The organism is Amycolatopsis bullii (assembly GCF_014654205.1).
Taxonomy (GTDB): Bacteria; Actinomycetota; Actinomycetes; order Mycobacteriales; family Pseudonocardiaceae; genus Amycolatopsis; species Amycolatopsis plumensis.
Genome location: NZ_BNAW01000061.1, coordinates 1 through 21,809, shown reverse-complemented (window position 1 = coordinate 21,809; position 21,809 = coordinate 1). Strand labels below are relative to the sequence as shown.

Annotated in this window: 22 protein-coding genes; 8 read left to right on the top strand and 14 right to left on the bottom strand. The window is 71.3% G+C overall.

Going from position 1 to position 21,809, the window contains the following annotated elements; translation table 11 throughout:
- Positions 1 to 29 precede the first annotated feature (29 nt).
- A complete protein-coding gene (locus tag IE317_RS39200) occupies positions 30 to 611 on the top strand; it encodes a TetR/AcrR family transcriptional regulator (protein ID WP_229903153.1) in 582 nt (193 codons plus the stop codon).
- Here IE317_RS39200 and rfbD read toward each other — a convergent pair.
- Together rfbD and rfbB are read right to left on the bottom strand one after the other, a co-directional pair.
- Entirely contained in the window at positions 590 to 1,480 is an 891-nt protein-coding gene (gene rfbD / locus IE317_RS39195; protein ID WP_191316434.1) for a dTDP-4-dehydrorhamnose reductase, read from the bottom strand. The two genes, IE317_RS39200 and rfbD, sit on opposite strands and share 22 nt — an antisense overlap.
- 11 nt (positions 1,481 to 1,491) lie before the next feature.
- On the bottom strand, positions 1,492 to 2,481 hold the full coding sequence (gene rfbB, locus IE317_RS39190; protein ID WP_191316433.1) for a dTDP-glucose 4,6-dehydratase: 990 nt from the start codon (positions 2,479 to 2,481) through the stop codon (positions 1,492 to 1,494).
- A gap of 137 nt (positions 2,482 to 2,618) precedes the next feature.
- On the opposite strand from rfbB, the gene IE317_RS39185 reads away from it, so the two are divergent.
- Together IE317_RS39185 and IE317_RS39180 are read left to right on the top strand one after the other, a co-directional pair.
- Positions 2,619 to 4,136, top strand: coding sequence for an LCP family protein (locus IE317_RS39185; RefSeq protein ID WP_191316432.1), 1,518 nt, complete (start codon positions 2,619 to 2,621; stop codon positions 4,134 to 4,136).
- Positions 4,137 to 4,347: 211 nt separating this feature from the next.
- Positions 4,348 to 5,490, top strand: a complete 1,143-nt coding sequence (locus IE317_RS39180) for an LCP family glycopolymer transferase (protein WP_191316431.1) — start codon at positions 4,348 to 4,350, stop codon at positions 5,488 to 5,490.
- On the opposite strand, the gene IE317_RS39175 is transcribed toward IE317_RS39180, so the two are convergent.
- Positions 5,483 to 6,319, bottom strand: a complete 837-nt coding sequence (locus tag IE317_RS39175; RefSeq protein WP_191316430.1) for an NmrA family NAD(P)-binding protein — start codon at positions 6,317 to 6,319, stop codon at positions 5,483 to 5,485. The two genes, IE317_RS39180 and IE317_RS39175, sit on opposite strands and share 8 nt — an antisense overlap.
- A 106-nt stretch (positions 6,320 to 6,425) precedes the next feature.
- Here IE317_RS39175 and IE317_RS39170 point away from each other — a divergent pair, with 106 nt between their 5' ends.
- A complete protein-coding gene (locus IE317_RS39170) occupies positions 6,426 to 7,130 on the top strand; it encodes a TIGR03089 family protein (RefSeq protein WP_191316429.1) in 705 nt (234 codons plus the stop codon).
- An 83-nt stretch (positions 7,131 to 7,213) separates the two neighbouring features.
- Here IE317_RS39170 and IE317_RS39165 read toward each other — a convergent pair whose 3' ends face one another.
- The gene (locus IE317_RS39165) at positions 7,214 to 7,654 is read right to left on the bottom strand and encodes a DoxX family protein (RefSeq protein ID WP_191316428.1); all 441 of its coding nucleotides are present in this window, start codon (positions 7,652 to 7,654) and stop codon (positions 7,214 to 7,216) included.
- A 113-nt stretch (positions 7,655 to 7,767) separates the two neighbouring features.
- Positions 7,768 to 8,583 (bottom strand): DUF1206 domain-containing protein, encoded by an 816-nt coding sequence (locus IE317_RS39160; protein ID WP_191316427.1) that lies wholly within the window; start codon positions 8,581 to 8,583, stop codon positions 7,768 to 7,770.
- Positions 8,584 to 8,665: 82 nt separating this feature from the next.
- Between IE317_RS39160 and IE317_RS39155 the strand changes: the two genes are divergently transcribed.
- A complete protein-coding gene (locus IE317_RS39155) occupies positions 8,666 to 9,061 on the top strand; it encodes a hypothetical protein (RefSeq protein ID WP_191316426.1) in 396 nt (131 codons plus the stop codon).
- Here IE317_RS39155 and IE317_RS39150 read toward each other — a convergent pair.
- The 3 genes from IE317_RS39150 to IE317_RS39140 all read right to left on the bottom strand — a co-directional run bounded on the left by IE317_RS39150 (position 9,058) and on the right by IE317_RS39140 (position 11,480).
- A complete protein-coding gene (locus IE317_RS39150; protein ID WP_086844791.1) occupies positions 9,058 to 9,483 on the bottom strand; it encodes a hypothetical protein in 426 nt (141 codons plus the stop codon). The two genes, IE317_RS39155 and IE317_RS39150, sit on opposite strands and share 4 nt — an antisense overlap.
- Positions 9,484 to 9,551: 68 nt before the next feature.
- On the bottom strand, positions 9,552 to 10,481 hold the full coding sequence (locus tag IE317_RS39145; RefSeq protein WP_191316425.1) for an esterase/lipase family protein: 930 nt from the start codon (positions 10,479 to 10,481) through the stop codon (positions 9,552 to 9,554).
- 87 nt (positions 10,482 to 10,568) lie between these two features.
- Positions 10,569 to 11,480 (bottom strand): alpha/beta hydrolase, encoded by a 912-nt coding sequence (locus tag IE317_RS39140; protein WP_229903152.1) that lies wholly within the window; start codon positions 11,478 to 11,480, stop codon positions 10,569 to 10,571.
- A gap of 141 nt (positions 11,481 to 11,621) precedes the next feature.
- Here IE317_RS39140 and IE317_RS39135 point away from each other — a divergent pair, with 141 nt between their 5' ends.
- Complete coding sequence (locus tag IE317_RS39135) at positions 11,622 to 12,488, top strand: helix-turn-helix domain-containing protein (RefSeq protein ID WP_191316423.1); 867 nt, start codon at positions 11,622 to 11,624, stop codon at positions 12,486 to 12,488.
- A 29-nt stretch (positions 12,489 to 12,517) separates the two neighbouring features.
- Here IE317_RS39135 and IE317_RS39130 read toward each other — a convergent pair whose 3' ends face one another.
- Positions 12,518 to 13,675: an acyl-CoA dehydrogenase family protein gene (locus tag IE317_RS39130; RefSeq protein WP_191316422.1), complete on the bottom strand. Its 1,158-nt coding sequence runs from the start codon at positions 13,673 to 13,675 to the stop codon at positions 12,518 to 12,520.
- Between the two features lie 105 nt (positions 13,676 to 13,780).
- On the opposite strand from IE317_RS39130, the gene IE317_RS39125 reads away from it, so the two are divergent.
- Positions 13,781 to 15,454, top strand: a complete 1,674-nt coding sequence (locus IE317_RS39125; RefSeq protein ID WP_191316421.1) for a class I adenylate-forming enzyme family protein — start codon at positions 13,781 to 13,783, stop codon at positions 15,452 to 15,454.
- Positions 15,455 to 15,518: 64 nt separating this feature from the next.
- Here IE317_RS39125 and purE read toward each other — a convergent pair whose 3' ends face one another.
- The 5 genes from purE to IE317_RS39100 form a co-directional block, all read right to left on the bottom strand.
- Positions 15,519 to 16,016, bottom strand: a complete 498-nt coding sequence (gene purE / locus IE317_RS39120) for a 5-(carboxyamino)imidazole ribonucleotide mutase (protein WP_191316420.1) — start codon at positions 16,014 to 16,016, stop codon at positions 15,519 to 15,521.
- Positions 16,017 to 16,026: 10 nt separating this feature from the next.
- Positions 16,027 to 17,211 (bottom strand): 5-(carboxyamino)imidazole ribonucleotide synthase, encoded by a 1,185-nt coding sequence (locus tag IE317_RS39115; RefSeq protein ID WP_191316419.1) that lies wholly within the window; start codon positions 17,209 to 17,211, stop codon positions 16,027 to 16,029.
- Between the two features lie 13 nt (positions 17,212 to 17,224).
- Complete coding sequence (locus tag IE317_RS39110; RefSeq protein ID WP_191316418.1) at positions 17,225 to 18,433, bottom strand: glycosyltransferase 87 family protein; 1,209 nt, start codon at positions 18,431 to 18,433, stop codon at positions 17,225 to 17,227.
- Positions 18,408 to 19,757 (bottom strand): glycosyltransferase 87 family protein, encoded by a 1,350-nt coding sequence (locus tag IE317_RS39105; RefSeq protein ID WP_191316417.1) that lies wholly within the window; start codon positions 19,755 to 19,757, stop codon positions 18,408 to 18,410. Before IE317_RS39105 ends, IE317_RS39110 begins: the two co-directional genes overlap by 26 nt.
- A gap of 71 nt (positions 19,758 to 19,828) precedes the next feature.
- Positions 19,829 to 20,674, bottom strand: a complete 846-nt coding sequence (locus tag IE317_RS39100) for a GGDEF domain-containing protein (protein WP_191316416.1) — start codon at positions 20,672 to 20,674, stop codon at positions 19,829 to 19,831.
- Between the two features lie 271 nt (positions 20,675 to 20,945).
- On the opposite strand from IE317_RS39100, the gene IE317_RS39095 reads away from it, so the two are divergent.
- A partial coding sequence (locus IE317_RS39095) for a sigma-70 family RNA polymerase sigma factor (RefSeq protein ID WP_191316415.1) occupies positions 20,946 to 21,809 on the top strand: 864 nt, incomplete at its 3' end.

The following is a 21,809-nucleotide window of genomic DNA, read 5'->3' as shown; positions in this document are numbered from 1 at the left end:
ATCTGCACCGCGACCAGTGGGAGGTACCCGTGCACGAGGGCTTTCGCCCGCCCCAGCAGGCGCGCAGCCGTGCGTCACTGGAGAAGGTGCTGGCCGCGGCCGAGCACGTGCTCGCCCACCGCGGCCACGAGGAGTTCACGATCGGCGCGGTCGCCGAACAAGCGGGTTTGTCGGTGGGCGCGATCTACCGCCGCTTCGACGGCAAGGACCAGCTCCTGTTCGCCGTGAAGGACCAGCTGCTCAGCCGCCTGGAGACGAGCGTCGGCGAAGCGCTCCGCGACTCGGCGCCCGGGGCGCGCGCGGTCGTCGGCGCGTTCACCCGCGCGCTGGCGGACACTTTCGCCGACCACGACCGGATCTTCTCCGAACTCCTCGACGGGCAGCGCGCCGACGGTCGCGAACGCGGTCTCCAGGCCCTGGCCGCCATCCAGCGGGCGTTCGCCGAGGCCGCGGGAGACAGCCGGGCCGTGCGGATGACGGCCCGGACCATCCTCGGCGCCTGCGTGCACCGCGCCGCCACCTGCCGCTACTGGCCCGACGATCTGGACTGGACCACGTGGGCGGCCGAGACGACCGAGATGGCGCTCGCTTACTTGGCGTCCGCGAAGTAGGCGTCCAGCGCGTCTTCCCACGACCGCATCGGGGTCAACCCGGCGTCCAGCCAGGACTTCGGCGACAGCACCGAGTACGCCGGCCGAGTCGCCGCCTGCGGGTACTCCGCCGACGTGCACGGACGGACGCGCGACGGGTCCGCACCCAGGTGCTTGAAGATCGCCTGCGCGAACCCGCACCAGCTCACCGCACCCGCGTTCGTGCAGTGCAGGATCCGCTGCGGCGGTCCGTCGCCCGACGCCACCCGGGACGCCAGCTCCAGCAGCCCGCCCGCCAGGTCGAGAGTCCACGTAGGACCGCCGACCTGATCGTCCACAACGGACAGTTCCGGGCGGGAGGACTCCAGCCGCGCCATGTTCTTCACGAAGTTCGAGCCCGACTTGCCGTACAGCCAGGACGTTCGCACCACCCACGACGACGCCCCGGACCCGAGCACCGCGTCCTCGCCCGCCGCCTTCGTGCGGCCGTACGCCGACCGCGGCCCCAGCTCGTCCGCAGGCTCGTACGGCGCGGAAGCGTCGCCCGGGAACACGTAGTCCGTCGACACGTGGATCAGCGGCACCCGCCGGGACGCGCAGGCCGCCGCGAGCACACGCGGGCCGTCCGCGTTCACCGCGAACGCGCGCTCCTCGTCGGTCTCCGCCGCGTCGACCGCCGTGTACGCCGCCGCGTTGATCACCACCGGCGCCGAGCCCGCTTCCCGGGCCCGCTCGGCCAACGCGCCGACCGCGGCCAGCACCTGGCCCGTCGCCGTCACATCCAGTTCGGCCGAACCCGGGGCCACGACGTCCACCGAAGCGGACGCCAGTGCGGCGAGATCCCGGCCGAGCTGCCCGGAACCCCCGGGCACAAGCACCGTCAGCGGCACAGAAACTTCCCCTACTTCTTCAGCGCGGCCCGTTCGGCCAGCGGTTCCCACCACGCACGATTGTCCCGGTACCACGCCACTGTCTCGGCCAGACCGTCCTCGAAGGAGACGCGCGGAGCGTACCCCAGCTCGTCGCCGATCTTCGTGATGTCCACCGAATACCGGCGGTCGTGACCCTTGCGGTCCTCGACCGGCTCGACGCTGTCCCAGCCCGCGCCGACCGCCGCCAGCAGCTTCTCCGTCAGCGCCCGGTTCGTCAGCTCGGTGCCGCCGCCGATGTTGTAGATCTCGCCCGGCCGCCCGCCGTCGGCGACCAGCTGGATGCCGTGGCAGTGGTCGTCCACGTGCAGCCAGTCACGGACGTTGAGCCCGTCGCCGTAGAGCGGCACCTTCCGCCCGTCGAGCAGGTTGGTGACGAACAGCGGGATGACCTTCTCCGGGAACTGGTACGGACCGTAGTTGTTGGAACACCGGGTGATGCACACCGGCAGCCCGTGGGTGGTGAAGAACGACCGCGCCACCAGGTCGGACGACGCCTTCGACGCCGAATACGGCGAGTTCGGCTCCAGCAGGTGGTCTTCGGTCCACGACCCGTGCTCGATCGAGCCGTACACCTCGTCGGTCGACACGTGCACGAACTTGCCGACGCCGGCGTGCAGCGCCGCCTGCAGCAGGTTCTGCGTGCCGAGCACGTTCGTCAGCACGAAGTCGGCGGCGCCGAGGATCGAGCGGTCCACATGGGACTCCGCGGCGAAGTGCACGACGAGGTCGACGCCGGTCATCGCCTCGGCGACCAGCGCCGTGTCGCAGATGTCACCGCGGACGAACTCGAGCCGCGGGTCGGCGGCGACCGGGGCGAGGTTGGCCTCGTTGCCCGCGTAGGTGAGTTTGTCCAGCACCACCACCTCGGCTTCGCGCAACGTCGGGTAGGCGCCGGTCAGCACCTGCCGGACGTAGTGCGACCCGATGAAGCCGGCACCACCGGTGACCAGGACCCGCATCTTCCCGCCTTTCCCTCGCGCCCCGGACGGGACGATCCGCCCCCAGCCTACGGAGGTCCCACAACACCCTCAGTAGAGTCTCGGTGGAGGCACGCTGGTGCCCTGGGGGAAGCACGGGGTCACAGGGGAGGAAGCGCGTGACCGAACAGGCTGCGCCGACCGTCCCGGCGCGCCGTGACCACGGCGTCGCGGCCTTCGCCCGCCGCGGCGGCAAGGTCGTGGTTTCCCTGCTGTCGGTGGCCGTCCTGGCCCTGACCTTCTACGGCTGGCACTTCATCGGCGACCCGAACACCGGCCTGACCACCACGAACGTCTTCGCCGACACCGAGGCGCACGCGAAGCCGCTCGACGGCGCGGTCGACATCCTGCTGGTCGGCCAGGACAGCCGCACCGACGCGCAGGGCAACCCGCTGCCGCGCGAGGTGCTGGACATGCTGCACGCCGGCGTCTCCGACGGCGAGCTGAACACCGACACGATGATACTCGTGCACATCCCCCAGAACGGGAAGCACGCGATCGCGATCTCGTTCCCCCGCGACTCGTGGGTGGAACTGACCGGCGGCTTCGGCAAGCACAAGCTCAACAGCGCGTTCGTCTACGCGTACACGGACACTTACCGGGCGTTGCAGCGCCAGGGCATGACCGACCTGAAGCAGGCCGACCAGGAAGCGAAGGTCGCCGGGCGCAAGAACCTCATCGCCACGCTCGAGAAGTTCATCGGCAAGCCGGGCATGATCGACCGCTACGCCGAGGTGAACCTGGCGAGTTTCTACGAGATCACCAAGTCGATCGGCGGCGTCGAGGTCTGCCTCAAGGGACCGGTCAAGGAGACGAAGTCCGGCGTCGACCTGCCGGGCGGGCGCCAGACGATCGAAGGCGTGCAGGCGCTCGCGTTCGTCCGCCAGCGCTACGGCCTGCCGAACTACGACCTCGACCGGATCGCGCGGCAGCAGGCGTTCCTGTCCGGGCTGGCCCGCAAGGTGATCTCGACCGACGTGCTGACCAGCCCGGGCAAGATCGCCGACCTGGTGGCGGCGGTGAAGAAGTCCGTCGTGCTGTCGCAGGGCTGGGACCTGACCGAGTTCGCCGCGCAGATGCGCGGCCTGACCGGCGGCAACATCGAGTTCCACACCATCCCGACGCTGGGCAACGCCACCATCGGCGGCGCCGACGTGCTGCGCGTGGACCCGGCCCAAGTGGCGGCGGAAGTGACGCGGCTGACGTCGGACGGCGACACTCCGGCGGCCCCGCCGTCGACGCAGCTGGCCGGCGCGAAGGCCGTCACGGTCGAGCTGTTCAACGGCTCGGGCTCACCGTCGGTGGCCGGCCAGACGCACGCGATGCTGCAGAGCAAGGGCTTCACGCTCGCCGCCGACCAGCGGCTGAGCGCCCGCACCACCACGGTCGTCCGGTACAACCCGGCCGACGACGCCGCCCTGGGCCTGGTCAAGCAGGCACTTGGCGCCGTCGTGCAGGCGGAGCCGGACCGGGACGTCCCGGCCGGGCACGTGCGCGTCCTGCTGGGCAAGGACCTCCGGAACTCGGCCGCCGGCCCGGGTGGCGCGCCGACGTCGACGGCCGCCAACCCGCCGGCGGCTCCGGCCACCCCCGCCGCACCGCCGATCACGGCGGGCGACGTCCCCTGCGTCAACTAGACTGGGTACGCAGGGTGTTCGGGGGAGGAAAGCCAGCGTGGCAGAAGACCAGGAAGAACCGGAGAAGACAGCCGAACCGGTGACCGAGAGCGACGACGACCGCTCTCGGGGGTCCGGGTGGCGAAGCCCCCGGCTCGGGGCGAAGCCCCAGATAACACAGAAGCCGTCGCCGTTTCCGCGGCAGGCACCGGCGCCGTCTCGGGTGCGCCGCGTGGGCCGGGTGACGCGCCGCGTGGCCGTCGGCCTGGTGTCGCTGCTCGCGCTCGGGGCCAGCGGGTACGTCTACGTCACCAAGGACCAGCTGCAGAGCACGGTCCCGACGACCGACGCGCTCACCCCGCGCGCCGGCGAGCCCGCGCCGCCGCCCGCGGACGACGGCGCGGAGGACATCCTGCTCGTCGGCAGCGACGCGCGCACGGACGCCCAGGGCAACGCGCTGCCGACGCGGGTGCTCCGGCAGCTGCGCACCGAAGCCAACGACGGCGCGGTGAACACGGACACGATGATCGTGCTGCGGATCCCCAAGAACGGCGGCAAGCCGTCAGCGGTCTCGATCCCGCGTGACACCTGGACGGCGATCCCGGGCCGCGGCGAGGCGAAGATCAACTCGGCGTACGGCGTGGCGAAGGCGCACGCGGCGCAGGCGCTGCGCGGGCAGGGCGAGCGCGACCAGGCGAAGATCGAGCGCGACTCGGACACCGAGGGCCGCCGGGTACTGGTGCAGGCCCTGCAGGACCTGACGCAGGTGCGGATCGACCACTACGCGGAGATCAACCTGCTGGGCTTCTACCTGCTGACCGAGGCACTCGGCGGGGTCAAGGTGTGCCTGAACCACGCGACCGAGGACAAGGATTCGGGCGCGAACTTCCGCCGCGGCGAGCAGACGGTTTCGGGCGGCGAAGCGCTTTCGTTCGTCCGGCAACGCAAGAACCTGCCGCGAGGTGACCTCGACCGGATCGTGCGGCAGCAGGCGTTCCTGTCCTCGGCCCTGCACCAGCTGCTCTCGGCGGGCACGCTGACCAGCCCGGGCACGCTGAACGACCTGATGGACGCGGTGCACCGGTCGCTGACCCTGGACCCGGGCCTCGACCTGCTGCAGTTCGCGCAGCAGGCGAAGGGCATCGCGTCGGGCGAGCTGACGTTCGCGACGATCCCGGTGGTGACGGCGAACGGGCGGAGCCCGGACGGGCAGAGCATCGTGCAGGTCGATTCGAAGGCCGTCCGCGAGTTCGTGGCGAACCTGGCGGGCCGCCCGGCCCCGCAGGCGTCGGGGGGAGGCGGCTCGGGCAGCGGCGCCGCCCCCGCCGCGGCGCCGCTGCTCCGAGACTCCCCCGGGGTGCCCTGCGTCAACTGAAGTCGGCGCGGTGCTCCTCGGCCCATTGGCGGAACGTCCGCGGCGCGTGGCCGGTCACCTCGCGGACCAGGTCCGTCACCGGCGACGGCTCCTCCACCGTCCGCGCCCAGGCTCCGAGGACCGACGCCGGCACGTCCGACGGCCAGCCCAGCGCCAGCATGCGCTCGATCGCCTGCTCCTTCGTCAGCTCCTCGACCCGCAGCGGCCGGCCGAGGACGTCGGCGAGCACCGCGGCCTGCTCCCGGAACGAGATCGGCTCCGGGCCCGTCAGCGCGAGCGACTCCCCGTCGTGCGAGCCGTCGATCAGGATCCGGGCCGCGACGTCGGCGATGTCCCGCTCGTGGATCGCGCCGATCCGCGAATCCGGGTACGCCGTGCGAACCACGCCCGCCGCGACGTCCTCGCGCCAGGCCAGCACGTTCGTCGCGAAGGCGCCCGGGTTCAACGCCGTCGAGGCGAACGACCCGGCGGCCAGGGCCTGCTCGACCGCGCGGTGCAGCCCCGCGATCCGGCTCTGCGCGGCGTCCGGTTGGAGCGTCGCGGCCGACGACAGCAGGACGACGTGCCGCACCCCGGCCGCTTCGGCCGCCTTCACGAATCCTTCGATGCCCTGCGGCCGCGTGTACAGGAAGGCCGCGGAGACGCCGTCGAGGGCGGGCTCCAGCGTCGAGGCGTCCTCCAGGTCCGCGCTCACCTTCGCGACGCCGTCCGGAACGTCGAGCTTCGCGGCGTCACGACTCGAGGCGCGGACGTCCTGACCTGCGGCGACGAGCGCGTCGACCACCGCGCGCCCGACGTGACCGGTGGCTCCGGTGACGAGAATGGTCATGGTTCCCCAGCTTCCAAGATAGGTTTGCTTTCAAAGCAAACGTACTGAGGACGCTCTTCCGGTGTCAACCGGCGCCGCGCGCGGTCCGCGCTTTAGCCTTGTCCCCATGAGCCTGACCGACGAGCTGCTGCGCCCGCTGCCGGCCGCCCAACCGTTGATCACCCACTACGACGACCAGCTGGGCAGCCGCGTCGAGCTGTCCGTGGCGACCACCGCCAACTGGGCGGCGAAGACGGCCAACTGGCTGACCGAGGAGTTCGACATCGAGCCGGGCGACGCCGTGGCGGTGCAGCTCCCGGCGCACTGGCAGACCGTCGGCGTGCTGCTCGGGGCGTGGTGGTGCGGGGCGCGCGTGGTGACCGAGGGCGCCGGCGCGCGGGTGGCGTTCGTCGGGCCGGACGACCCGGAACCGACCGGTGCGGCGGCCACCGCCGTCGTGACGCTGGACCCGATGGGCCGCGGCCTCGCCGAGCCGCCGGGCGGCGGCGCGTTCGACTACCTGTCCGAGGCGCGGCTGGCGGGCGACCAGTTCCGCCCGCTGTTCCCGATCCCCGGCGACACGGCCGCCCTGTTCGAGTCCACTGTGGACGAGCTACTGGCCGAAGCCAGGGCCCGCGCGGCGAAGCTCGGCCTCACCCCGGCCGACCGGGTGCTGTCCACCCGGGACTGGAGCGGTTCCGACGGCATCCTTGACGGCCTGCTCGTCCCCCTGGCCGCGGGCGCGCACCTGGTCCACATCAGCAACGCGGACCCGGCAAAGCTGGACGCCCGCCGCGAAGCCGAGCGCACCACGGCCGACCTCCCCGCCTGAACACCCTGCCGCAACCGGTCGTGAGTGGTAAGGCGGGTTAGAACCCGTCTTACCACTCACGAGGGGCGCGGCAGGGTGGAGAGTCAGGCGTTCTGCAGTTCGCCGACCTCGGCGTCGCGACGGGCGCGCTTGCGGCCCCACAGCAGGTGGTCGAGCGAGAGCCGGCCGCCGTTGAAGCCGAGCGCGAGCCCGGCGAGCGCCAGCACCAGGACCAGCTCGTAGCCGCCCTGGCCGGTCAGGCCGTTGTCGATGTGCACCGAAAGCAGCGCGCCGACCGAGATGACGACGTACCCGATGCCGACGAGCGGCAGCAGGAAGCCGACGATGAAGGCGACCGAGCCGAGGATCTCCACGGTCATCGCGAAGACCGCGGCGGCCGTGGGCAGCGGGATCCCCGTCATCTCGAAGAACTTCGCCGTGCCGTCGATGCCGTTGTTCCACTTCTGGAGCCCGTGTGCGAGGAAGACGACCGCGACGCCGATCCTCCCCAGCAACAGGGCCACGTCCTTGAATCGTCCGAACATCGGTTTCAGCTCCCGGGTAGGTGAAATTTCAACTGACCCGACCCAAAGTAGGGCACCAGGCACCCGGATCCGAAGCTCCGGACGGTGATCGACAGGAAACCGACAGGCACCTCTCAGCGCTTGTGCGACCGGGCCGCACCGAAGCAGTACACGCCGAACGCCGCGAGGCCGAGGGCCACGACGATCAGCAGCACGGTGCCGAAGGGCTGGGCGGAGAGCGTCTTGAGCGCGGCGTCGAGGCCACCGGCCTTGTTCGGGTCGGCGGTGAACCCGGCGATGGCCAGCAGGATCGCGACGATGGCCAGGACGACACCCTTGGCGAGGTAGCCGATGGTCCCGATCGTGCCGATCCAGCGCTGGGCCTTCCCCGGCAGCTCCGACGTGTTCAGGTCTTGGAGGAACTTCTTCTTCGCGCCCTTGACGCCCGCGGCGATGGCGACGCCGAGAATGGCCGCGGCGGCGATCACGACCAGCGCGGGGCCGGCCGGCAGCTTGAGCAGCTCGGCGGTGAACTCCTGTTGCTTCTGGTTGCTGGACCCGCCGCCCCCGCTGCCGGTGGCGATGCGGATGGCGGTGATGCCGAGCAGGATCACGACGACCCCGCGCGCGGCCGCGCCGATCCGCTTGCGCGTCCGCTTGCCCCCGCTGACCCACTCGTACCCGGTGGCGGCCATCAGGAACTGCCAGAGCCCGAACAGGATCAGGCCCACGGCGACGACCCACAGCAGGACCTGCCCGAACGCCGTCGAACCGATCTGCTGCAGGGCACCCTTCTGGTCCGCCTGCTCGCTGTCGCCGAAGGCGACCTGCAGGGCGAGGTACGCGATGACCAGGTGCACGACCCCATAGCACGCCATGCCGGCGCGGCCGAGCACTTGCGCGGTGTTGCTCTTCTCGCCTCGTTCGGCGGTGGCCTCTGTCCGGTTCATGCCTGCTGTAGTACCCAAATCCGAACCGGATCCGCTGGGCCAAGCGGCCTAATCACTTGCTGTACCTGGGACGATCGCGCTCGTGAGTACGCCATTGGTCGGTTACTGGTCGGAGCAGGAGGTCTACCCGGGCTCGCCCGAGTACGCCGACCTGGGCTTCCGCGCGGACGGCTCGGGCTGGATGTACTGGGCGAGCTGGAGCAAGGAGTTCCTCGTCCACCGGTTCCGCTGGCACGTCCCGGCGCCGGGGGTGCTGGCCGTCCGGCTGCACCTGACCGTCGGCGGCGAGTGGTCGGTGGACGAGGGGCACGTCACGCACCACGTCGAGTACCGGGAGGACGCCGACAGCGTCGTCGAGGTCGGCTGGGTGATCGAGCCGAGTTCGGAACTGATCTTGGACCGCCCGCCGGCCTCCCTCTGCGGCACGCGCTTCCGGCCCGTCGCGGACGGCGGCACCGATCCGACGGACGCCGGTTAAGCGGGCCGGCGCCGCACCTCGTCGAGGCCGGCCCAGCCACCGTTGACCGCGAGTAGCGTCAGCACCTGTTCCGCCTGTTCGGCGAACCGCGCGAGGTCCTCGTGCAGCAGGGCCGCGCGCTCGCCGTCGAGCTGGTCGAAGTCGTCGAACCACAGCGAGATGGCCGAGCCGGCCGTGACGGCGAGCCCTTGGGTCAGGCTCAGGAACCCGGGCGACGGCTCGTCGGCGGCCGCGCGGTAGGCGGTCTCGATCTCGTCGCACGCGGCGAGCAGGTCACGCAGCTGGCGGACAGCGCCGGCCGGGGTCCCGTCCCAGGCGGCGGTCGGCCAGGCGCGATCGGACAGCTCGAGCCACAGCCGCCAGCCGGCGACCAGCTCGGCTTCGTCGTGGGGCGTCCAGGACGCCGGAACCGGCCAATACATGCTTCGAGAGTGACACCGGCGGAGCGGAAAACCGCCCCGCCGGTGGGTTATGTCTCATGTGGCGAAATTCAGGAGATGACGGGCGGCACAAAGACACACGGCGGCGTCTTGGCGTGCGCGGGATCGAGCGCGTTGAGCACCAGCCCCTGCGCGACGGGGTCGTAGGTGATGCCGAGGTGGTCGGTGAAGTCGAGCCCGCAGACGTTCTGCAGCAGGATGTTTCTGACGTTGGGAGCGGTTTCGAGGAAGGCGCTGGTGTACGGCGTCACGACGTCGTCGTAGCGGGTCTGGATCACGGTGTACTGGATGCCGCGCACGGTTTCCCCGCCGGCGTTGAGGTCGGTGAGGAAGTCGGAGCCGACGGCCTGGTCGTTGCAGGCCTGGCAGACGGTCCCGAGCGCGGCCGGGACACCGGGGATCATTTCGAGGGTGCTCAGCAGCCCGAAGAGGTCCGTGCCGTGGTTGGACGGCGAGAGCCCGACGAGCCGGCTGATCTTGTCCGCGCCCCCGAGGTACTTGATCCAGTAGCGGATGTTCATCCCGCCCTGCGAGTGCCCGACGACGTCGAGCTTGGCCGCCCCGGTGGCCGCGAGGACCCGGTCCCCGAAGGCGGCAAGCGCTTTCGCGGTGTCGGCGACGGGCCCGACGGTCTGCAGGAAGGCGCCGGGCGCACCGCCGAAGTTGCCGGCGAAGACGCAGTAACCGGCGTCGGCCAGCTTCTTCGAGAGGTTGGCCCAGTTCTCGTAGGCGTTGGCGGTGGTCCCGTTGGAGAGCAGCACGGGGTTGGGGTGCTGCGCGCTGGGCCGGCAGTTCCAGTCGTTCGCCCCCGGCGGTGCGATGGTGGGCGCCGCGAGCGAGTAGACGGCCGCGGTGAGGATGGTGGGCTGCACCGGCCCGGTCGGTTCCCGCTCGGCTGCTTGACCGGTGCCTGCCCCCAGCAGGAGCACCGCCATCGTGGCCGCCGCGGCCGTGAGCCACCTGCGCGTCGTTGCGCCCATCCGTTTCACCTCTCTGTGAACCGATGGTGACCTGCGTCACCGCAGGTTTAACGCGCGAGTAGCTTGCGCAGACTTCACCCGGGTGGGTTATTTCCGGTCCAGAGCGCTGCCGAAGAAGCCGTCGAGCTTCTCGACGGCGGCGTCGACGAACTCCTTCTTGTCGTAGAGGTCGACGTGGCTGGCGCCCTCGATCCAGTGGAGCTCCTTCGGCCCGGCGGCCCGGTGGTGCACCTCGACGGCCATCCACGACGTGACGGCCCGGCTGCCGACGATCTGCAGCAGCGGACGCGGCGCGATGAGCGGGACGGCGTGGAAGGCGTCGAACGAGGCCAGCTTGTCGACACTCGGCCAGGCGAGGAACTTCGCGGACCGTTCGTGTTCGCCGCGCGGGGTGCAGTAGTACTCGAACCCCTCGATCCCGTGCTGTCCACCGAGCGCCCCGGCCTGTTCGGCGGTCTCGGGGAACATGGTCATGACCCCGGGATCCACCCCGCGCGCGGCGGCCGTCCGGGCCTGCGCGGCGAGCCCGAGCAGCCCCTGGAAGACGGCGGGGTCCTGGGTCCCGTCGGCACCGAAGCGGAACTGACGGGCGACGTCGACCCCGGAGACGGTCGCGACGGCCCGCACGCGCGGATCACCCCCGGCGGCGGCGAGCGAGTAGCCACCGGAGGCGCAGATGCCGAGCAGCCCGATCCGGTCCGCATCGACGTCCGGACGGGTGCTGAGGAAGGACACGGCGGCCTTGAAGTCTTCGACGCGCTGAGCGGGGTCTTCCAGCCCGCGGGGCAGCCCACCGGACTCGCCCTGGTGGGCGGCGTCGAAGGCGAGCGTGACGAAGCCGCGTTCGGCCATCAGCCGGGCGTAGGTCCCGGCGGTCTGCTCCTTGACCCCGGTCCCGGGGTGCCCCACGACCAGCGCGGGCCACGGCCCGGCCGAGTCCGGCGTGTGGAGATGGGCGGCGAGCGGAATGCCGGCGCTGTCGAAACGGACGGTGGTCATGGCCATCGGGGTGCTCCTCGGGAAGTGGTGGCTGGTGCTCCACACAGTCCGCCGGATTCCTCGGAGGCGGGAGAGACAGGTTTCTGCCTGGGAAAGAACCTGCCCCCCTTCAGCCGTCCGGGCGCAGGGACACTGGAGAGCATGACGCCGGATTCCGATCCCCGGGCGCTGGGCGCGTACCTCAAGGCCCGCCGCGCCCAGCTGCGCCCGCGGGACTGCGGCCTCCCCGAGCCGGAGGCCGCTCGCCGGGTGGCCGGTCTCCGCCGCGAAGAGGTGGCCCTGCTGGCGTCGATCAGCGTGGACTACTACACGCGCCTGGAGCAGGGCCGCGTCCGGGCGTCGGCGCCGGTGCTGATCACCCTGGCCCGGGCGTTGCGCTTGGACGAAGACCAGCAGCGTTACCTGTACGAGCTGGCCGGCCGGGCCGACGCCCTCCCCCGCAGGCGCGGTCCGCAGCAGCGCGTACGTCCGGCGATGCGCAGGCTGCTGGCCCAGCTCACCGGAACCCCGGCGCTGGTCCTGGGCAGGCGCCTGGACATCCTGGCCTGGAACCCCGCGGCCACGGCCCTCTTCACGGACTTCGAGGCCATCCCCCCGAACCGGCGGAATTACCTGCGCCTGCTCTTCACCAACGAGCAGGTCCGCACGATGCACGAGAACTGGCCGCACGACGCCCGCGAAGCGGTGGCGGCCCTGCGCATGGAAGCGGCGGCCGACACCACGGACCCCGACCTGGCCCGCCTGGTCGGTGACCTGTCCGTACAGGACCCGGACTTCCGCAGGTGGTGGGCCGAGCACCAGGTGAACAGCGCAACGTACGGAACCAAGCGCTACCACCACCCGCTGACGGGAAGCATGACCTTGGACTGCGACACGTGGGCCAGCCCGGACGGCTCAGGCCAGCGACTGATGGTCCTGACGGCCGAACCGGGCACGCCGGACCACGACGCCCTCCTGATCCTCACGGCGTGGGCCGCGGAAGAAGAGGACACAAACCGCACTCGATAGCCCGCCCCGACCACGCCGGAACCCAGAGATCAGCCCTTCAGCAGAGCCCGGGCCATGACCACCTTCTGAATCTGGTTCGTGCCTTCGTAAATCTGCGTGATCTTGGCGTCCCGCATCATCCGCTCAACCGGGAAGTCCCGCGTATACCCGGCCCCACCGAAGAGCTGAACGGCATCCGTGGTCACCTCCATGGCGATATCGGACGCGTAAGCCTTGGCCGCGGAAGCCATGAACCCGGCCCGCTTGTCCCCCCGCTCGGAAGCGGCAGCCGAGGCGTACACCAGGTGACGCGCAGCCTCGATCTTCGTCCCCATGTCGGCCAGCATGAACTGCACACCCTGGAACTCGGAGATCGACTTGCCGAACTGCTTGCGGTCCTTCACGTAAGCGACGGCAGCGTCCAAAGCACCCTGGGCAATCCCGAGAGCCTGCGCGCCGATCGTCGGCCGGGTGTGGTCCAGCGTCCGCAGAGCGGTCTTCAGCCCCGTGCCCGGCTCACCGATGATCCGGTCCTCGGGAATGGTGCAGTTCTCGAAGTAGATCTCCCGAGTCGGCGAACCCTTGATGCCGAGCTTCTTTTCCTTCGGGCCCACCGAGAACCCGGGGTCGTCCTTGTGCACGACGAACGCGGAAATCCCGTTGGCCTTCTTCTCCGCATCCGGGTCGGTCACGGCCATCACGGTGTACCAGGAAGACTCACCCGCATTGGTGATCCACGCCTTGGTGCCGTTGAGCACCCAGTGGTCACCGTCCAGCCGGGCCCGGGTCCGCATGGACGCCGTGTCCGAGCCGGCCTCGCGCTCCGAAAGCGCGTACGACGCCGAAGCCTCCCCCGAGGCGATCGAGGGCAGCACCAGCTTCTTCAGGCTCTCCGAAGCCGACAGGATGATCGGCTGGGTGCCCAGCTTGTTGACCGCCGGGATGAGCGACGCGGACGCGTCGACCCGCGCGACCTCTTCGATCACGATGCACGCGCCGACGGCGTCGGCCCCCTGGCCGTCGTACTCCTCACCGATGTGCACGGCGTTGAAGCCCGACTTGACCAGCGCGTTGTACGCCTCGATGGGGTACCGCTCGTTCTCGTCGACCTCCGCCGCGTACGGCGCGATCTCCTTCTCGGCCAGGGCCCGGACCGCGGCCCGCAGCTCCTCGTGCTCCTCGGCAAGCTGGTACAGGCCGTCGGTCACTTCCGGTCACCTTCTCTACGACGTCGGGAGGGATCTGTCGATGTTAGCGCTCGTTCACCTGCATCGTCCTTGTGGCGTTGACCGCACCGTTCGTATGGTCGGGTGATGCCGATCACCGCGCCGACGCCGCCGCCCGGTCTGCCTGCCACCCTCGACTACCCCGAAGTCCCCGTCGGTTCGATCCTGGCGGCGGGTGCCGCGCGCTGGGGCGACCGAACGGCCTTCGCTCACGACGGCCACAGCCTCACCTTCGCCGAAACCCACCGCGCCGCCTGCCGGTTCGCCAACGCGCTGCGCGAACGCGGCATCGGCCGCGGCGACGTCGTGGCGCTGCACCTGCCGAACTGCCTGGCCTTCCCGGTCGCCTACTACGGAACGCTGCTGGCCGGGGCCACCTTCGGCCCGGCGAACCCGCTGCTCCCGCCGGACGACCTCGCCTTCCAGCTCACCGACTGCGAAGCCGCCGCCGTGGTGACGTTCGGCCCGGTCGCGGGCGCGCTGGCGAGCGTCGCCGACCGGATCCCGGCGCGGCTCACCGTCGTCGTCCAGCCGGTCGACGGCCTGCCCGAGGGCGCGGTCGAGTTCCAGGCGTTCCATGCCGCCCAGCCGGAGACGCCCCCGGCCGTCGACGTCGACATCCACCGGGACCTCGCCCACCTCGCCTACACCGGCGGCACCACCGGCCGGTCCAAGGGCGTGCGGCTGTCGCACCGCAACGTCGTGGTCAACACGCTCCAGCACGCCTGCTGGGGCACCGGCTCGGTCCCGGCGCTCGACGCGCGCGGCGACGTCACGATCGACCAGATCGGCGGCGAGGACGAGTGGCCGGCCCGCCTGGGCACCGGCGTCGCGATCAACCTGACGCCGTGGTTCCACGCGATGGGCATCATCGGCGGTCTCAACGCGGCGGTGGTCGCCGGGACGACGATGGTCCTGCACACGCGCTTCGATCCGGCGGCGTACGTCGCCGACGCCGAGCGGCTCCGCATCACCGGGATCGGCGGCGCGCCGGCGCTGTTCGCGGCCCTGCTCGCGACGCCGTCGTTCCACACCGCCGACTTGTCGTCGGTCCGCTCGATCGGCTCCGGGGCGGCGCCGATGAACCACGCCATGATCAACGCGCTGCGCGAGCGGTTCCCGGACGTGGTGGTCACCGAGGGCTACGGCCTCACCGAGGCGACGATGGGCGCGGTGATCTCGCCGACGTACCGCTCGGGCGTGCGCAAGGTCGGCTCGGTGGGCGTGCCGATCTTCGACACGGAGGTGAAGGTCGTCCCGGCCGAGGGCGGCGAAGACCCCCTGCCGCCGGGCGAGCGCGGCGAGGTCTGCCTGCGCGGGCCGCAGATCATGCTCGGCTACCGCAACCGCCCCGAGGAGACGGCGGCCGCCCTGGTGGACGGCTGGCTCCACACCGGCGACATCGGCATCCTCGACGAGGACGGCTACCTGTCCATTGTGGATCGCAAGAAGGACATGCTGCTGTACAAGGGCTACAACGTCTTCCCCCGCGAGCTCGAGGAGCTGCTCATCAGCATGCCGGGCGTCGCGGCGGCCGCGGTGGTCGGACGGCCGGACGCCGAGGTCGGCGAACTGCCGGTGGCGTTCGTGGTGCCCCGGGGCGACCTGGACGCCGACGGGCTGATGGCCGCGGTCAATGAGAAGGTGCTGCCGTACAAGCGGTTGCGGGAGGTGCACGTGGTCGAGCAGATCCCGGTGTCCGCGGCGGGCAAGGTGCTCAAGCGCGAGCTGAGGCAGCAGCTCATCGGCGACCTGGACTAGCACCGCCGGGCCGGGCCGCCACGACCCGGCCCGCGCCGCAGCGGGACCAGACCGGCCGGAGCCGTCAGTGGCCGGTCTTCTCGCGCAGCGCCGCGTCCTTGTCCAGGACCAGCTTCTCCAGGTCCGCCTGGAACTTCGCCATCTTCGCGCGCAGGCCTTCGTCGGACGCCGCCAGGATGCGGACCGCCAGCAGGCCCGCGTTGCGCGCGCCGCCCACCGAGACCGTGGCCACCGGGACACCCGCCGGCATCTGGACGATCGACAGCAGCGAGTCCATCCCGTCGAGGTACTTCAACGGGACCGGGACGCCGATCACCGGCAGCACCGTCGCCGACGCCACCATGCCGGGCAGGTGGGCCGCACCGCCCGCCCCGGCGATGATCACGCGAAGGCCGCGGGACGCCGCCGACGTCGCGTAGTCCAGCATGCGCTGCGGCGTGCGGTGCGCCGAGTAGACGCCGACCTCGTACTCGACGCCGAACTCGTCCAGCGCCGCGCCCGCCGCCTCCAGCGTCGGCCAGTCCGAGTCGCTGCCCATGATCACGCCCACCTGCGGCGCCATAGCTGATCTCCTAGTGGATTTCGTGGCCGTCGAGCCAGACGGCGTGGGACAGCCAGTGCGCCGACAGCAGCGCGCGGTTGCGCAGGTCTTCCATGCGCTCGCCGGTGAAGTTGACGTGCCCGAGCTTGCGGCCCGGCCGCTCCTGCTTGCCGTACAGGTGCACCCGGGCTTCCGGGTACCGCGCGAACAGGTGGTGCAGCCGCTCGTCCGGCCCCATCTCGGGCAGCTCCGGGGCACCCAGCACGTTCGCCGACACGCACGCGGGCGCGACCAGGTCCGTCCGGCCCAGCGGGTAGTCGAGCACCGCCCGCAGGTGCTGCTCGAACTGCGACGTGCGCGCGCCGTCCATGGTCCAGTGCCCGGAGTTGTGCGGCCGCATCGCCAGCTCGTTCACCAGCAGCCCGGTGTCGGTCTCGAACAGCTCGACCGCGAGCAGCCCGGTGACGTCCAGCGTCGCCGCGATCCGCAGCGCCAGGTCCTGGGCCTCGTGCACCCGCGAGTCGTCGAGCCCCGGCGCCGGGGCGAGGACCTCGGTGTTGATGCCGCCGGTCTGCACCGTCTCGACCACCGGGTACGCCGCGCCCTGGCCGAAGGGCGAGCGGGCGACGAGCGCGGACAGCTCCCGCCGCATCGCCACCTTCGCCTCGACCAGCAGCGAGGTGCCCGCGGCCAGCAGCTCCGGCACGGTCTCCCGCGCGTGCTGCGCGGTGTCGAGCATCCAGACGCCGCGGCCGTCGTACCCGCCGGTCGCCGCCTTGAGCACCACCGGCCAGCCGTGCTCGCCGCCGAACGCCACGACGTCGTCCACAGTGGACACCTCTGCGAACGCCGGGCCCGGCACGCCGAGGCCCGCCATCATCTCGCGCATCACGAGCTTGTTTTGCGCGAACCCCAGCGCGGTCGCCGCCGGCCGGATGACGTGCCCCTCCATCGCCAGCGTGAGCAGGTGCTCGCCCGGCACGTGCTCGTGGTCGAAGGTGAGCACGTCGACCGAAGCCGCGAACTTCCGCAGCGCGTCGAGGTCGGTGTGGTGACCCAGCACGACGTCGCCGGCGACGAGCCCCGCGGCTTCGTTCTCGCCCACGGCGAGCACGCGCAGGGATTGACCGAGGGAGATCGCCGCCTGGTGGGTCATCCGGGCGAGCTGGCCGCCGCCCACCATGCCCACGACGGGCAGACCGGTGTGTTTGTCCATAGCGCCAGTCAGCCTAAACGGTGACCACCTGCGGCGACCGCCGGACCAGGCGAAGCTCACGCGCCGCCAGCCCGAGGATCCCGGCCACTGCCGCGAGCACGTAGCCGTTGCCGAGCACCGACCAGCCCAGGCCCCAGCGGAACTCGGCGTCCCCGCCGTTGGGCACGAGCATGACGATCTGCGACACGAACAGCGCCGTGACGGCCGCCGCGGCCCACCAGCGGGCCTTCACCAGCAGCACCGTGATCAACGGCACGCACCAGACCCAGTGGTGCGACCAGGACACCGGCGACAGCAGCAACCCGTAGAACGCCGTCACGAGCAGCGCGGCCGCGTCCTCGCCCCGCCGGTGCAGCCGCACGACCAGCCACACCGCGGGCACCGCGAGCACCGCCGCCACCCCGACCGCCACCGCCAGCGACCAGGACGCGAGCGCCGAAGCCCGGTTGACCAGCCCGTTGAGCGACTGGTTGAAGATCCAGTGCACCGACCCGACCCGGCTCGGGTCGGTCGCCGAATCCCGCCAGAACCGCACGGCGTCGACCGGGATGACCGCGAACATCACCGCTTCGAACGCTGCGAACGTGCCCAGGGCCCGCAGCCCGTCCTTCCACCGGCCCGTGAAGAACAGATGCGGCACGAAGATCAGCGGGGTCAGCTTGATCGCCGCCGCCACCCCGATCAGCACGCCCGCCCAGCGCGACCCGTGAAGAGACAGCACCAGCACGTCCAGCACCACGAACGCCATCAGTATCAAGTTGATCTGGCCCAGGAACAGTGTCTTCCACACCGGTTCCAGCGCCAGCGCGACGGCCGTTCCCGCCGGCAGCGCCCACCAGCTTCTTCCCAGAAGCGATGAGCCCCCCGGCGGCGACGAAACCACCGTGATGACGACGATAAGACCCACCACCGACAAAAAAGCGATCACGCCCCAGACCAGGCCGGACGGCACCAGGGCGAGCGGCAGGAACAGCGGCGCGGCGGCCGGGGTGTAGGTGAACGGCAGCCGCACCCAGTCCGGCAGCGCGGTCAGCACGTCCCGCGTGTAGAGCGGGTCCCCGTGCAGCAGCGTCAACGCCCCCGCGCGGTACACGGCGCTGTCCGCGCCCAGGTGCCACTTGGCCAGCCAAGCGACCACCCCGAACGCCAGAACCAGAAGCGCGATCCCCCCGGCGAGAAAGCGGCCGGTGCGCGCCTCAGACGCCGGTCTTGACGTCGACATGCTCGTCCGGTGCGGTCCGGTTCCGCGCTCGGCGGAGGAGTCCCCAGCGCAGGATCAGCGCCACGGCCAGCACGACCGGCATCAGGATGTAGGCGTCCCCGAGAACGTTCTGCCACACCTTCCAGTGCAGCTCGACGTTGCGGCCGTTCGGCAGGATCAGCAGCACGCAGCTGACGAACACGAACGCGACCAGGCCGGTCCCGACCCAGCGCCGCCACGCCGTCTTCGGGGTCGTCTTCGGCAGCCGCGAGACCAGCAGCACGATCAGCGGGATCACCCACACCCAGTGGTGGGTCCACGAGATCGGCGACATCAGCAGCGTCCAGAACGCGGTGACGAGCAGCGCGGCCAGCGCCTGGCCCTTGCGGTGGAAGCGCAGCAGCAGCCACAGCGCCGGGATCGCGAGCAGGAACCCGATGCCCATCGCCGCCTTCGACGCCCACGGCGCCAGGTCGGTGGCCCGGTTCATCAGCGCGTTCAGCGACTGGTTGCCCGCCCAGTGCACCGGCCCGATCCGGCCGGTGTCCGGCAGCGTGACCGTCCAGTACTTCGCGGCGTCGTGGGAGTTGATCAGGAACATCAGGCCCTGGAGCAGCAGGAACGTCGCGAACCCGCGGAGGGCGTCCATCCGGCGGCCGGTGATGAACAGGTGCCCGAGGAACACCAGCGGCGTCAGCTTGATCGCCGCCGCGACGCCGACCAGGACGCCGCCCCAGCGGCTCCCCCGTGCCCCGATGACCAGCATGTCCAGCAGGATCATGGCCATCAGGATCAGGTTGATCTGGCCGAGGAAGATCGTCCGCCACACCGGTTCGAGGGCGAGGAAGACCAGGAAGAACACGATGGTCGAGCGGGCGGGCGAGGCCCACCAGCGCGGTCCGTCGGCGGCGGGACGCGGCAGCGCGCCGATCGCGATCCGGATCGACAGCGCCATCGCCCCCAGCGAAACCGCGGTGATCAGGCCCCAGGAGATCTGCGTCGGGAACGCGGCGAGCGGGATGAAGATCAGCGCGGCCGTCGGCGGGTAGGTGAACGGCAGCAGCGCCCACCACGGCTCGTTGGGCAGGGTGTTGGCGTCGTAGAGCGAGTCGCCGTTCAGCAGCGTCAGCGCGCCGGCCCGGTAGACCGCGCTGTCGACGCCGAGCACCCAGTCGTGCTGCCAGCCGTAGATGCCGTACCCGATCGCGACCAGCGGGATCACCGCGAGGATCAGGATCGACCGCGGTCGGACGGACAGGCGGGCGAGTGACTTCCGCAGGGCCAGCCGGTGCTGGGGTCTGGCCGCGACTTCGCCGTCGACGTCGGTGGGTACGGTCCGGGTCACCGCACCAGGAAATCATGACCGGCCCGGTCGTGGTCCGAAGGGTCCTGGCGAAAGCAGACTTTTCGGATGTTCTACGCGCGCGCCAGCTGGGCCAGCAGGTCGCAGGCGAGTTCGTGGGTGGCGGGCAGCCGCACCGCCGAGACGCGGGGCTTGCCCACGTCCGCGAGCTGGGCGTCGACCGACAGCCGCTCGTGCAACGCCCTTCGCAGCGCGACACCGTGCGAAGCCACCCGCTCGTCCTTCGGGACCAGGGCCGCGACGACGGACGGCCCCAGCGAAGCCACGCTCTGCCCGCTGTCGAACACCGTCCGCAGCGCGTCCGCGACCAGGATCATCCCGGTCAGCCGCGCGAAGCCGGCGACCGCGGCGAGGTCGAGCGAGACGACGAGCAGCACGTGGTCCTCGGCAGCCGGCCGCTCGCGCGCCTCGGCCGCGCGATAGACCTCGGCCAGCCGCGTGCGCAGGTAGGCGGCCGTGGGCAGGCCGGTCAGCGGGTCGGTGACCTCGGTGTGCACGAGCTGGTCGGTGGCGACGTCCGCCCAGGCCAGCGCGGTGGTCCGGAGCAGCCGCGCCGGCGTGGCGTCGACGTCCGGCGAGACGAACCCGTCGCCGCCGTGGCCGAGCACGGCGTGCAGCGCGGCGAGGTCGGCGAGAGTCTCCGCGAGTCCGGCACCGGCCGCCGCCCGAGCCCTGGCCAGGCCGGCCAGCGCGGTCTCGGCGGCTTCGACGCGGCCCTTCGCCATCACCGCCGCGCAGACGGCGTCGACCTCGGGCAGCGCCCAGTCGCTGGGGAACCGCCAGCCCGCGGCGAGGCTGGCCGTGCGCCAGCGGGCCCGCAGCGCACGCAGGGAGGCGTCTCGCTCGGCCTGCGTGGGCGGGGTGTCACCGGAGCCGGGACGCGCAGCCGGAACATCCACTGGCCACCCGCCCCTTTCGTCCGGTTCGCAACGATCTTGTCCAGTGCTTCACGATGAGGACGTACCCCGGGGTACCCCGTGACGCGTACTGACCAGGTTTTTGCCGTGGACCTTTTCCCCGGACCGGCCCGGGGGTGGGTGATTTTGCTCCGCCGACGGAGTCATCACCCCGACCACGACGTGACCGCCGGAGGCGGGTCAGTCACACTGGTCTCGCGTCCCGGATCGGCCTGTAATGGCAGGTCCTGGCTCTAGCCGACCGAGGAGTGCCGTGTCCACCGTTCCCGCCGATCTCAGCGGAAAGAGTGACGCCGAGCTGATCGCGGAGGTCCGCTCCGGGAAGCTCGAGTCGTACGGGACGCTCTACGAACGGCACACCGGCGCGGCCCGGAATCTGGCCCGTCAGCTGGCCCGCTCCAGCTCCGAAGCCGACGATCTCGTGTCCGAGGCGTTCGCCAAGGTGCTTGACACGCTGCGTGGCGGCAAGGGCCCGGACACAGCCTTCCGGGCATACCTGCTGACTGCTCTGCGTCACACCGCGTACGACCGCACCCGCAAGGAACGCCGGGTCGACCTCAACGAGGACATGACCGAGGTCGGCGGCGCCGCGGCCGAGGCGCTGACCGTGCCGTTCTCCGACACCGCGGTCGCCGGGCTCGAGCGGACCATGGCCGCGAAGGCGTTCGCACGGCTGCCGGAACGCTGGCAGGCGGTGCTCTGGCACACCGAGATCGAGCAGCAGAGCCCGGCCGAGGTCGCGCCGCTGCTGGGCCTGACCGCGAACGGCGTGTCCGCGCTCGCCTACCGCGCCCGCGAAGGGCTCCGGCAGGCGTATCTGCAGGTCCACCTGCAGGAAAACGCCGAGGAACGCTGCCGCGCCTGCGCCGAACGGCTCGGCGCGTGGACCCGCGACGGGCTGTCCAAACGCGAACGCGCCCAGGTGGAAAGCCACCTCGACGAGTGCGACCGGTGCCGGGCGCTGGCCGCCGAGCTGGCCGACGTCAACGGCGGCCTGCGCGCGATCATCGCCCCGATCGTCCTGGGCGGCGCCGCACTGGGCTACCTCGCCACCATCGGCGCCGCGAAGGCCGGCGCGGCCACGGCGGCCACCGCGGGTGCGGCCGCCGCCGGTGCC

Excerpts from the sequence above, each read along its gene's own strand:
- rfbB (WP_191316433.1), bottom strand. The coding sequence starts at position 2,481 with ATGCGGGTCCTGGTCACCGGTGGTGCCGGCTTCATCGGGTCGCACTAC.
- IE317_RS39175 (WP_191316430.1), bottom strand. The coding sequence starts at position 6,319 with ATGACCATTCTCGTCACCGGAGCCACCGGTCACGTCGGGCGCGCGGTG.
- IE317_RS39170 (WP_191316429.1), top strand. The coding sequence starts at position 6,426 with ATGAGCCTGACCGACGAGCTGCTGCGCCCGCTGCCGGCCGCCCAACCG.
- IE317_RS39165 (WP_191316428.1), bottom strand. The coding sequence starts at position 7,654 with ATGTTCGGACGATTCAAGGACGTGGCCCTGTTGCTGGGGAGGATCGGC.
- IE317_RS39160 (WP_191316427.1), bottom strand. The coding sequence starts at position 8,583 with ATGAACCGGACAGAGGCCACCGCCGAACGAGGCGAGAAGAGCAACACC.
- IE317_RS39150 (WP_086844791.1), bottom strand. The coding sequence starts at position 9,483 with ATGTATTGGCCGGTTCCGGCGTCCTGGACGCCCCACGACGAAGCCGAG.
- IE317_RS39145 (WP_191316425.1), bottom strand. The coding sequence starts at position 10,481 with ATGGGCGCAACGACGCGCAGGTGGCTCACGGCCGCGGCGGCCACGATG.
- IE317_RS39140 (WP_229903152.1), bottom strand. The coding sequence starts at position 11,480 with ATGACCACCGTCCGTTTCGACAGCGCCGGCATTCCGCTCGCCGCCCAT.
- IE317_RS39135 (WP_191316423.1), top strand. The coding sequence starts at position 11,622 with ATGACGCCGGATTCCGATCCCCGGGCGCTGGGCGCGTACCTCAAGGCC.
- IE317_RS39125 (WP_191316421.1), top strand. The coding sequence starts at position 13,781 with ATGCCGATCACCGCGCCGACGCCGCCGCCCGGTCTGCCTGCCACCCTC.
- purE (WP_191316420.1), bottom strand. The coding sequence starts at position 16,016 with ATGGCGCCGCAGGTGGGCGTGATCATGGGCAGCGACTCGGACTGGCCG.
- IE317_RS39115 (WP_191316419.1), bottom strand. The coding sequence starts at position 17,211 with ATGGACAAACACACCGGTCTGCCCGTCGTGGGCATGGTGGGCGGCGGC.
- IE317_RS39110 (WP_191316418.1), bottom strand. The coding sequence starts at position 18,433 with ATGTCGACGTCAAGACCGGCGTCTGAGGCGCGCACCGGCCGCTTTCTC.